We start from the raw sequence: 10,862 nt of genomic DNA, 5'->3' as shown, positions 1-10,862 counted from the left end.
GGGTGTGGACATGGCAGATGCGATCGGCAAGCTGTTTAAAGCCTATAAAGCGGGTAATGTATCGGAATACCTGGTCCAACCAGAAGAACATAAACCGGAAAACGTCGAACCTGAACCAGCGGAGGATACCGGTAGCTCTTCGCCTGAACCAGAAATCTCTGTAGGTGCATATCGATATGCCCTGCAAATGCGTCCGGCGGCCCCTGGTGCAATACCTGAAGGTAACAAAGCAATTCTGCCGCGCCCTGATGAAGGTGACCCGTATTATGAATATGCACGCTACGGCATTGCTACTTACGATACCCCGCTTTCTGATCAGCAAATGAGTGAGTACGACCTGAAGTTATTGCCTCGCGAGGATTCTTTCGACTTCTTGGCGAAGACACTTACTAATGGTCCGTTTGGCAAATATGCACAAAAAGCTCTGGAGCTGGCCACCAGCTCACCAGACGAGTTCCGCGTAATGCTGAAAACTCAGTTTCAAAAAACTTTCCCCAATATTGCGTTTCCGGGGGGCGCTGGCACCGAGAAAATGGTGCAGAGCATGATCAATGCATTGCAGGCCGAAGTCGGTGAGATTACTCAGCCAGAACCTGCCCCGGCACAGCCTGATGAAACGGTTAGCGAAGCAGATGCAGAGGCTAATAAAGCCATTGAATATCTCAATAACGTGATGGATATGCAAAGCACTGACATGGCGGAGATCCGTAACGCCCGGGGTAATGTCCGGGAAGCGATTGCAGCCCTTCAGGCTGCCGGGCGTTTTGAGGAAAACGAAGAGCTGGTTAATGGCGCTGCTCGCCACTTGGCTGATCTGCTGGTAGCAATCCAGAAAGCGGGGGTAGCGGCATGACACTATCAGCTATTGAGTTAATGGATCTCAGCGATAAGTTGGATGCTTTGATGTCCAAAGCGGCTACCGCGAGTGGCATGGAGTTGCTGGATATCAGCGATGAAATTGACCAGATCATGCAACAGATGGGGTACGGTGTGTCCGGCGGCAGTAGTGGCGAGGAAAAACAACCTTCGGTACATGATGGTGTGCCAAAACTGGTTGCTGATTTCCTGGCTGATAAATTCGTCGATCAGAGCACCGATGCATTTATCGGTACCTTGCAGGATTTGAGTCAATATGTTGGCACATACATCGACCTGGACCAGGTTAAACAGCACACGGCGGCATGGATAGCCGCCAACATTAAAGAGGCAGCATAAGGCGTAACAGGGATGAGCTTAAGCGATCAGGTGGTAATGGCCACCAGCATAGAAACGCTGATCGAGCTGCTAAAGAACCTGCCCGGTTATGGGCGGGTTTCGTATGTGGTGACAGCGAAGGGAGACGAGGTAAAAACAGCGTTTGATATCGTCGATGCCTCAGCTCTTTTGGTATCCAATACTCTGGATGGGAAAATTAATCCTGACTATCCCCAGGAACTTCAGCCGCGCGACCGGACCCGCGCATCCAGCCTTCTTCAGGTTAACCAGATATCCAAAGATTTGCGGCCTGCTCAGCTTACTGATTCCGGTTTATCCAGCCATGGTGCGCCGATAATTGGTGAGGACAATGCCGTTGAGTCAGGTAATGGACGGACCATGGGGATCATCAAAGCCTATCAGGACGGCAATGCGGATCGGTATCGTGAGTACCTGATTGATCATGCGACCGAATTCGGCATACGACCTGAAAAGGTTGAATCAATGACGGCTCCGGTACTGGTGCGCCGCCGGTTAACCAAGGTTGACCGCGTTCAGTTTGCCAAGGACTCAAATATTTCTGATCTTCAGGAAATGGCAGCCAGTGAAAAGGCTTTTGTTGATGCCGACAGCATAACACCGGCGATGATGGCGCTTTTTAACCCGTCAGAAAGCGGAGATCTGCTTAGCCGCAGTAATGACGCGTTTATTCGCGGATTTATGACGCAAGTTGGTGCCACACAGGCGGCTGGCCTTGTAACTGAAGATGGGCGACCAACACGGCAACTTGTAGACCGTATACAAAACGCGATCTTTGCCAAGGCATATAAGGATGCGCGCCTGGTAAGGATGGTTGCAGAAGAACCTGATCCGGACATGCGTAATGTTCTGACGGCGCTTAATGCGGCAGCCAATGATTTTGTCCAGATGCAGGCTTTATCAGGAGAAGCGCACAAGCAGGCTGTGACAACTATTGTTGATGGCATTGAGACAGCGGATAGCCTCGATAAAAAGGCGCTGGCGGCATTGAAAGATGCGGTAGACCTGGTAAGGCAATCGAAGGAGTCAGGCCAGCATATTACCGATGTTATTGCTCAGGGGGATATGTTCAGCGAAACGGCCCCGGAAGTGAAAGCACTCGCGTTGTTCATCGTCGCGAATAACCGTAGCGCGAAGCGTATGGCCTCCGCCTTTAAGTTGATGGCTCAACGTATCAATGATGAGTTACAGCACCAGGGCCAGGCGCTGGGGGATATGTTTGGCGGTGGTGATGTGTCGTTACAGGATATCCTTCGCCAGGTGTCTCAGGAACTGGAAAACGAAGGCATGCAAGGGATATCCGGCGGTCTTTTCGAGTCCGTTTCCGGCGGTAGTTACAATGGTGTTGCTCCATATACCAGTTTGCTATTACATCGGGCATCCGGCATCAAAGACATTATTCATCTGATCAGGCTGCTTTCCCGTACAGATCCCCAGGATGAACAGCTTGTACAAGTGCTTGCGCATTTTGTTCGAATGCCTGTTGCCGACGTGAATAAATGGTGCCGATTATTCGGTATCAGCAATTCGTTACTTCGCGGATTGTTAAATCACGCATCCTCCCTTGGGCGCGACGGCTTTGATGAGATAGCGCAGGCGATACAAAACGGAGATATGCCACCAGCTATTGACTGGTTTTCCATTCGCCCAACCAGGGTGAAAGCATTCCTTAGCGCGGCGCATTCGGCATCACCATTGGCAGAAATGGTTCAGAGGTTGTCGCTCATATTCACAGACCATACCGCGTTGGGTGATCTGACTCTGGACGAGATGAAAGAAGCCTCCATTCAGTGGGCCGATCAACAAAATGAGGTTAACTCAGACTTCTTGCCAGCATTCAGGAAGGCCGTTAGTAAAGCGGATGATGCCCGTGGAATTCTGAAGGCATTTAAGGCATTGCAAAGTCGTGTTAATAAACATGTCGGTGATATCGATGGGGTAACGGCGGAAGGCCGGGATATCCTTAAAGAGCACGGCATAACGCCAGAGTATATTGATGAGATCAGGACTGATATGCAGCGTGAGGTCGTATCGTCCCTGCAAATCGTAGCCAGAGCGTTGGCGGATGCTAATCCGAAGAGTGCGGCCATTGTTAACCGGGTTATTGGTGACATTGAAGCATCGGAGGGCATGGGGGCGCTGAAACTCTTCCTTTCGCGAGCGTTTAATCCTAACGGCAATATTCTCCCTGGCATTATTGGTGAGGCTAAAAAGTATGTCAGTGAAGAAGAACTTGAGCAGCTTGACCAACTACTTAAGCGATTCTCATATAACCCGCAGACACGCTGGCAAATGAATCAGCGAAGTATGGGTTCGGTCCACGAGAAAGTGTTATCTGCCATGAACAGTGCGATCGCAAACTCATCCGTATCTGAAGAAAAAGCTCTTGAGTGGGCCGACTCTTTTATCACAGAAGAAGTGGAAGAAGCCCGCGCTGGACAGAATGGTGGGATAGACCTGCGCAAGGAACTTGCTGATATTTATCGCCTGACCGGCGGTAAAATTTCGACCTTAACAAAGGTGGTTCACCACCAGGGAAGGGCATATGCAAATCTTAATGGTGTTGTTGCTGTCAATTTGAACGATGAAAATGCAAGTGCACTGTGGCACGAGCTGGGTCATCATCTTGAGTACAGTAACCCTGGTTTGTTAGAGAAAGCCCGGTCATTCCTGAAGGCCAATGTTGAAGGGGATAAGCCATCTTTCGTTAATATCGGTGGGCGTGGCAAGCCTGAATGGTGCTTCAGATCTCGATTGAGTAATATTTATATGGCGAAGGTATACCCGCCAGCCTCAGTGAGTAATTCCGGGAAAATTCGGCAGAAATCACCGACTATTTCCAAAACGTCAGCAACGGAAGTATTCTCTATGGCTCTTCAGTTGTATCATGACAAAGAGGCCGCTGCCGCATCACTGATGAATGGTGACGGATTGCTGGAACTGTTATTAGGTGTGGCAAAGGAGCTAAATAATGCAGATTAAAATCGCAGCGCCATTAGGCGGAGATGCCATTATCGAATTTGATGATAATGAAGAAGTTTCCGGGCGTTTAAGCATTATCTCCGGTGACATTACCGAGGACATGATCGCTGAAGCCATAGCTGGGGCAAATCCCAATAGCTATATGGGATTCGTTAACACCCTTGATGCTCCCGCAAGTGATGTTCTCCGAACGCTGCATCTTTACGCTGGCTGGTTTGTTGATTGGCCAGCAGTAGATGGTGGCGATGAGGACGACGACGACGATGATTTTGGTGATCATGTAGACCAGATCGTATATTGAAGAAATCCCGCCAATTGGCGGGATTTTTACCTCACGAGAAACTCTTTTCTGATGTCAGCCAACAGTGCTCGTGCATATCTCTTGGTGGTTTTTCGACAAATGCCTCTTCAGCCACATCCTGCCAGGGGATTTGTTTAGCCCATTCAGTTATAGCGTTATGGTTTGCCGAGAATAACGGTATTGTATAGGCCTTCAGCCAGTCTAATGTGCTGGAGTTGTGTTTTTGAGCGTGATGTTTCGCATGGTGTTTGGCGATCACGATCGTAGGCACTACCCATTTACTACCGTCAGTCATTGTGAAGTGCATATTACGGGGAACAGATGACTTTTCCATCAACTCCCGAATCCCGGGGAATTTCCCCAAGATCAATCGGCGATATTCATCGCTATTGCGCCCACCAAACTCTTTGGCTTTGAATTCAAGATATGCTTCAGAAACGAGAGGTGAATCCTCTGTGTTTAGAGTTATCGCCGTGAAAAAACCAGCAGGATTGTTTTTACTATGGGCCAACCGGTGATGCGAATCATAAAAGTACCCTTTCTCGCGTTCCGATGGTTTCGACAGCAACAGCAGGCGCGAGTCATAATTGGTTAAATTGCCAGTTATCACTGCATGAGCGCGATCGCTGATTTCCGCCGAGTTAATAACGATGAAAAGATCGTGCGGTCCAGTAAAACCAGCCAGAGACTCTTCGTTATTCAGACAATAGGTTATATAGACGCATCCCCATGTTTCACTGATATGCACCAACCCTTTGTCAGGGTGTATTCTGAAATAATTGCCAAGAAAAGGGTGTTTTTGGGTAACTCGCTCCCAATAACGGAACATATAGTCAATTATTGTTTTTCGACAATCGTTAATCGCAGGAGAAACAACCACTGTACGGGAACACGAATACAGTATTGTTTGCAGGATGCTAATCACTGCCACAATAGAGGTTTCCCCAATACCATGTGGTGTGGTGGCAGTGATTTTGGCTCCGGTGTTCTTTATCGCGTTAATAATTTTTGCTTGATGAGGTGTTAACTCAATATCAAGCAACTCTTTTGCTGCCAGTTCCCAATTGTCTTTATACCGTTCTATCAGTGCTAACCAGGCAGATTCATTCTGTATACGATTAATCACTTTCCACCTCTTCCGTGGTGTTTTCTTGCAGTTCTGTTAATGCAGCACGACATAGGTTCCGGGCATTGGCTATAGCCACACTTTTGACTTCATCCGTCATCGTGCAGGTAATGTACTGATCGAGTTCTTCAGCGCGGATGATGCTTTTGCCAATCAGAAACTGTATTTGCCATAGCAGATCGGCATCCATAATCAGAATTTCTGCCGGGCCTTCAGGGCCAGCCGGGAAGGAAACATAAGACTGTTTGCCCAGGCCGACAACTCGACAACTTGCTTCAAGAATTGCGCGCTTGAGGTCTGACTTTATAACGGAAACAGGTTGATTTTCACCAGTGATTACGCCGTTGACATGGAAAGGCATGTAGCTTGAAATACGCTCTACTTTCCACACGCCAGCAAGCGATCCTTCATGCAGCACAATGGGGGTAACCGCGAGTTTCATCTCACCATATAACTGCTGGCAGATAGCTGGATTGCTGAATACATCTAAAGGCTCACATTCAAACAGCGGCGCAATCTGCATGAGGTCCATCATGGTCATCCCTGGGGTACGAGCAGTAATGAATTTGCGCATACCAGTATCCATTGCGCTCCAGATTGCTACACCATGCTTTTTGCTCACTTCTTCAGTAAAGCCAAGGTGGCACATGATGGTTTTTTCGATAGCCAGATCAGAGATAGAAACCTTTTCGCCAGGTACTCCATCATTATTGATGGTCACTTCGACACTCTGGCCATTACGTAGGCGGTATTGAATGGTTTTAGTATTTTGTGCTGTCATAGTCTTTTCTCTGCTTAAAAACTGATGTATTGCGTCTTCAGGTGGGTTAGGAATGTTTTCCCACCAGCGAAAGCAATATCTCGTGGTGTTCTGTTCGTTAAAAACGCGTGCCATTGCCAACTTTGGCGTTTTTTAGCGAGTTCGTGCTTTTGTTGGCGTTTGGACCACCGCTTTTCTTTCAGTCGTTTTTTACTCATAAACTCTAAAACGGAATATCGTCTTCAAAGTCCATTGGAGGTTCGTTATTGGCGCTGCTCTGAGGTTTGCCGCCACCGCTGTATTGCTGGTGGTTTTGAGGTTGGTTTGACTGCCCCCAGCCATTTGAGGACTGTGAATCGTCGCGGCGAGTGCCGATCATTTGCATGGTGCCGCCCTGGCTGACGATAATTTCCGTCGTGTAACGTTCTACACCGGCGTCATCAGTCCACTTACGGGTTTTAAGTTTCCCTTCGATGTAGACCTGAGAACCTTTTCGTAAATACTCACTCGCAATTTCAGCAAGTTTTCCGAACAAAACGACTTTATGCCATTCTGTTTGCTCTTTCTGTTGGCCCGTTTGCTTATCGCGCCATGATTCATTCGTTGCGATGCTGAGTCTTCCGACTGCGCCGCCATTTGGTATATACCTGATCTCCGGGTCTTGCCCCAGGGTACCAATCAGGATGACTTTGTTTACACCGCGTTGTGCCACTTTTCTTACCTAATAAAATAAATTAATTAGAGCAATAATGTATATCTTTGAAACGTGGCTAACAAGTGATTTGCATTATCCTGTGCCTTCTAAAGGGATCGAGTCAGTCGGTATTGGCTGTGAATGAGTGTTTGTCCTGGAGCGTAAAAAATTCGCTTATGAGGTCTTTATGAAGGGAAAAACAGCCGCAGGAGGCGGTGCAATTTGCGCTATCGCGGTGATGATTACCATCGTGATGGGTAATGGCAATGTGCGAACCAACCAGGCGGGGCTTGATCTGATTGGTAACGCTGAAGGTTGCCGACGTGATCCATACATGTGCCCGGCGGGGGTATGGACTGACGGGATCGGTAATACACACGGGGTAACGCCGGGTGTGCGAAAAACCGACCAGCAAATCGCCGCTGATTGGGAAAAGAATATCCTGATCGCTGAACGCTGTATTAATCAGCACTTCCGGGGCAAAGACATGCCCGATAATGCCTTCAGTGCAATGACAAGCGCGGCATTCAATATGGGATGCAATAGCTTACGGACCTACTACAGCAAAGCGCGAGGCATGCGAGTAGAAACGTCCATCCACAAGTGGGCGCAGAAAGGGGAATGGGTGAATATGTGTAACCATCTCCCTGATTTCGTGAACAGTAACGGCGTGCCCCTGCGAGGTTTAAAGATTCGCCGTGAAAAAGAACGCCAGCTTTGCCTGACGGGGCTTGTCAATGAATAAACTCCGGCAGCTCCGCCGACTTTCGACAATGAAGTTATCGCTGGCGGCGATAGTTTTTGACTCGATTTTCATGGCGGTATATGTGCTCAATGAGACGTGGCCACTGGAACCGCTATTGTATGCCGGGCTTCGGCTGTGCCTGACATTTTTGAGCATGGCTGCGAGATTGATGCAGCAGAAAGAAACCGCTTCAGATTGTCCACGCCGCGCGGTGCGCAAATATATGGCACGAAGGCGAAGGCGATAATAGTTAACGAGAACCCCGGCAGCTGCCGGGGTTATTTTTGGTGGTTATTTAAACGGATTGATTGAATTATTAAACGTGATGATGCTTGTCTCACGCGGTGCCTGGACGTTAGCCGCTTGCGGAACCTCCTTAATTTTCTTGGTGACAGGCAAGTTGCGTGCGCCAACTTTGATCAGAGATTCGAAAAGTGTGGCAACGATTTTTGCATCACCAGGTTCTTTGAGGCGGAATGCGTCTTTTTGGGCGGCGGAGACGAAGATCGGGAGGTTATCCAGTTCGTCTTGCATTGCTGCCAGCACATCGTCGCGGATACCCGCTGTTTCCTCCAGCAAAGCGATTCGCGCTTCAGCATCTGCGATCTTGGCCATTGCTTCGAGGTGGCGGCCCTGGCTTTCGAGTAGTGCAGTTTCCAGTTCTGCCGTACGCTCTGTCGCCTCCACCATCATTTCCAGTTCAGCCATTTTGCCGTAATGGGATATAACGGCCTGCACTGACTCGTCGGAGTACCCATGCGCCGCCAGGGACTCTGCCAGTAAAGATTTAGAATCCGCGCTTTCAAACATTCCGGCGCTGGCAGGATGATCCAGACTGATATAGTTCGGCGTTGTCACATAATCCACACCATGGAAGCTGGTGGTTACAGCGATTTTCCCGGACTCACGCCCGCCAGTGGCCCAGCTCCAGCCACCAGCTCGGCTTTCGATCATCGCGGCGACAATTTTACCCGGCTCTGTGTTAAGAATTTCCTGTGTATGGGTAACGATGCCGTTGTCGTCAACGGATATAGCTACTGTGCGGCAAGCTGGAACATTGTCGATAACGACCGGGCGACCTTCCACCATGATCACGCTGGTTTCTGGTACTTCCAGTTTGCCGGTCAGCTGTCGGCGACCGTGACCGTAATAGCCGAAAAGCTCACCAAGGCGTAAACCTTCCTGAGTTTCCTTGCTTTCAAGCATGGTCTTTACCGCGCTTAATACATACTGTCGCCCGTTCTGGCGACCTTTTCTAGCATTACTATAGAGACAAAAGCGGTCAGTGACCGTTTTCAAAACATCAGTCATTCTCGTTTCCCTCTTTAAAGACCGATTCAAGGATTTGCGCCAGTTCCTGTGGCGGTGTTTTGATGATGGAATCCATCAGGTGATCGTCGTCCTCGCTTTTCGCTTTCAGTTCGTTCACCAGTGCTTCAGAGATTTTTTCGTCAATCTCCAGCACATCGCTGAACAGGTAACGTTTGAATGCATCGGAATTGGCGAGGACGCTGTTATTGCTGACGGCATCGAGGATTTGCGTAACGATGGTGGCGTAGTTCGCCTGCGAGTCGCGGTTTTCGTTGTGCTCTTGTTGCAGAGCGGTATTAACGGAGTGGAATTCGATTTTGTACGGGCGATCACCTTCCGGGTATACCTTGCCGTACTTGAAAGCAAGATGAATATCGATAGCCCGCTGAATGAACTCTTCTACGCCCTGCTGGATCCATGAGGCGCGCATGGCGGCCTGAATTGCCGTGCGCAGGAATCCACCTTCACCAAGCCCGCCGGACATTTGATCTGCCCACCCCAGGAGGGTGTAATCGAGGCCAAGTGCTGCCGCCAGCTGGCGCATATAGGTGAGAATGTCTTCAATGCCGTTGATGTCAGCCTGGATGGTCTGAGTATCAATAGTCATCTGTCCCTTGCCGTCGCCCATAATAGGCAGCAGGGTATTGGTCACCGTAGGCATGTTATTCGCGCCGCGTGCGCGCTTTTCCATCAGGTCAGCTGCTCGTTTAAGCGTCTGAGTAATGGTGCGCGAATAATCGGCTGCTTTTACCGGATCCAGACTATTCATCGCCAGGCCGATGATTCGGTCAATTTTCGACGCATTAAAACGCGTTGCCTTCAGTGAGCGGATCGCCGAACGCAGATTCATGTACGGCTCGTAGGCGTATTCGAGCAAGCTGGTCCCGTAATTCTGGGTTTCAATCGGTGTGCGCTCTTCCGGATTATCCAGCAGGCTGTAAGCCTTATGGCCAGTGTGCACAGGCATAAGGTTTGACTTAGGCCGCCAGTAGGGGATTTTCATAGGGATAATGGCCCACGGATCGGCGAAAACCATTTTCCCTGACGCGTCCTTCAGATAATCGCCGCTAAATCCCGCCAGGTTGCCGCTGACCTCGAACTCTTTGATGAAGCCCGGAAGGGTGTAATAGGAGCACTCAAAAGACGTGATCCCTATGCCTTCTTTGGCGTATGGCCTGACATAAGCCACCCCAAATACAGACATGATAAATGCCCACCCGGCGACCTCTTTGTTGATGGTTCGCCCGATGTCGTTCATCAGCTCGTCACACAACGCCTGCGCGGCGTCATAGTCACTATCGTTTCCGTTATGTACCGGCACGATAGAGAAAGTTTGCCCGGTCTTCTTATCGAAAGAGAGCGCGTGCGTAATATGGATGTTCAGCGCGGTGGCGATCGTGCTGTAAACCGCCATCTCTTCGAGTAGCGGATAGCGTTGCAAGCGGTCTTCCGGCAGTTGAACTTCATCAAAGATAAAGCGACTTCCGTCCACCAGCCCATCGCCAGCCATGCCACTATCGCCCGGTTTGCCGCCTAAGAAGCCGGACAGTTGTACCGGTGACCCTGCGCGAGAAAACAAATACCCACTTCCGCCGTGCACAGCCAGCGCGGACAGGAGGATGTTGTCCCGTTCTCCGTTGTCTTTAAAAACCCCCGCCAGCGCCTTCCTGACCGAGGATAGCGTGATTTTATTGTCTGCCAAGATTGCAC

The 10,862-nt window shown here is 49.6% G+C and carries 9 protein-coding genes and 1 pseudogene; 5 read left to right on the top strand and 5 right to left on the bottom strand.

Translation table 11 applies throughout. The features are described 5' to 3' along the window. From IMQ56_RS22045 to IMQ56_RS22030, 4 genes and pseudogenes are all read left to right on the top strand, one after another. Positions 1-853, top strand: a pseudogene (locus tag IMQ56_RS22045) (hypothetical protein); the annotation flags it as partial. After that, positions 850-1,215, top strand: a complete 366-nt coding sequence (locus IMQ56_RS22040) for a hypothetical protein (RefSeq protein ID WP_000175491.1) — start codon at positions 850-852, stop codon at positions 1,213-1,215. The pseudogene IMQ56_RS22045 and the gene IMQ56_RS22040, both read left to right, overlap by 4 nt. 12 nt (positions 1,216-1,227) lie before the next feature. Beyond that, the gene (locus tag IMQ56_RS22035) at positions 1,228-4,215 is read left to right on the top strand and encodes a hypothetical protein (protein WP_196065253.1); all 2,988 of its coding nucleotides are present in this window, start codon (positions 1,228-1,230) and stop codon (positions 4,213-4,215) included. Then, positions 4,205-4,516 (top strand): hypothetical protein, encoded by a 312-nt coding sequence (locus tag IMQ56_RS22030; RefSeq protein WP_001165933.1) that lies wholly within the window; start codon positions 4,205-4,207, stop codon positions 4,514-4,516. The genes IMQ56_RS22035 and IMQ56_RS22030 overlap by 11 nt, the downstream gene beginning before the upstream one ends. A 31-nt stretch (positions 4,517-4,547) precedes the next feature. Here the strand turns inward: IMQ56_RS22030 and IMQ56_RS22025 are convergent, their stop codons facing one another. The 3 genes from IMQ56_RS22025 to IMQ56_RS22015 all read right to left on the bottom strand — a co-directional run bounded on the left by IMQ56_RS22025 (position 4,548) and on the right by IMQ56_RS22015 (position 7,114). Next, the gene (locus IMQ56_RS22025; RefSeq protein WP_023155275.1) at positions 4,548-5,642 is read right to left on the bottom strand and encodes a hypothetical protein; all 1,095 of its coding nucleotides are present in this window, start codon (positions 5,640-5,642) and stop codon (positions 4,548-4,550) included. After that, complete coding sequence (locus IMQ56_RS22020; protein WP_000126782.1) at positions 5,635-6,423, bottom strand: hypothetical protein; 789 nt, start codon at positions 6,421-6,423, stop codon at positions 5,635-5,637. Before IMQ56_RS22020 ends, IMQ56_RS22025 begins: the two co-directional genes overlap by 8 nt. Positions 6,424-6,625: 202 nt before the next feature. Beyond that, positions 6,626-7,114 carry a single-stranded DNA-binding protein gene (locus tag IMQ56_RS22015; protein WP_000068869.1) on the bottom strand — a complete coding sequence of 163 codons (489 nt, stop codon included), beginning with the start codon at positions 7,112-7,114 and terminating at the stop codon, positions 6,626-6,628. Positions 7,115-7,283: 169 nt separating this feature from the next. On the opposite strand from IMQ56_RS22015, the gene IMQ56_RS22010 reads away from it, so the two are divergent. Next, positions 7,284-7,841, top strand: a complete 558-nt coding sequence (locus tag IMQ56_RS22010) for a lysozyme (RefSeq protein ID WP_024166579.1) — start codon at positions 7,284-7,286, stop codon at positions 7,839-7,841. 291 nt (positions 7,842-8,132) lie between these two features. Here IMQ56_RS22010 and IMQ56_RS22005 read toward each other — a convergent pair whose 3' ends face one another. After that, a complete protein-coding gene (locus IMQ56_RS22005; protein ID WP_000132937.1) occupies positions 8,133-9,152 on the bottom strand; it encodes a head processing protein in 1,020 nt (339 codons plus the stop codon). Further along, positions 9,145-10,854, bottom strand: coding sequence for a phage portal protein (locus IMQ56_RS22000; RefSeq protein WP_196065251.1), 1,710 nt, complete (start codon positions 10,852-10,854; stop codon positions 9,145-9,147). Before IMQ56_RS22000 ends, IMQ56_RS22005 begins: the two co-directional genes overlap by 8 nt. Positions 10,855-10,862: the final 8 nt, after the last annotated feature.

It is taken from the genome of Enterobacter sp. Res13-Sevr-PEC09-46, assembly GCF_015672585.1.
Taxonomy (GTDB): Bacteria; Pseudomonadota; Gammaproteobacteria; order Enterobacterales; family Enterobacteriaceae; genus Enterobacter; species Enterobacter hormaechei_C.
This window is presented reverse-complemented; position numbering and strand designations above follow the sequence as displayed.

What these genes read in the sequence shown, in the direction of transcription:
- IMQ56_RS22040 (WP_000175491.1), top strand. Translation starts at nt 850, where the DNA reads ATGACACTATCAGCTATTGAGTTAATGGATCTCAGCGATAAGTTGGAT.
- IMQ56_RS22035 (WP_196065253.1), top strand. Translation starts at nt 1,228, where the DNA reads ATGAGCTTAAGCGATCAGGTGGTAATGGCCACCAGCATAGAAACGCTG.
- IMQ56_RS22030 (WP_001165933.1), top strand. Translation starts at nt 4,205, where the DNA reads ATGCAGATTAAAATCGCAGCGCCATTAGGCGGAGATGCCATTATCGAA.
- IMQ56_RS22020 (WP_000126782.1), bottom strand. Translation starts at nt 6,423, where the DNA reads ATGACAGCACAAAATACTAAAACCATTCAATACCGCCTACGTAATGGC.
- IMQ56_RS22010 (WP_024166579.1), top strand. Translation starts at nt 7,284, where the DNA reads ATGAAGGGAAAAACAGCCGCAGGAGGCGGTGCAATTTGCGCTATCGCG.
- IMQ56_RS22005 (WP_000132937.1), bottom strand. Translation starts at nt 9,152, where the DNA reads ATGACTGATGTTTTGAAAACGGTCACTGACCGCTTTTGTCTCTATAGT.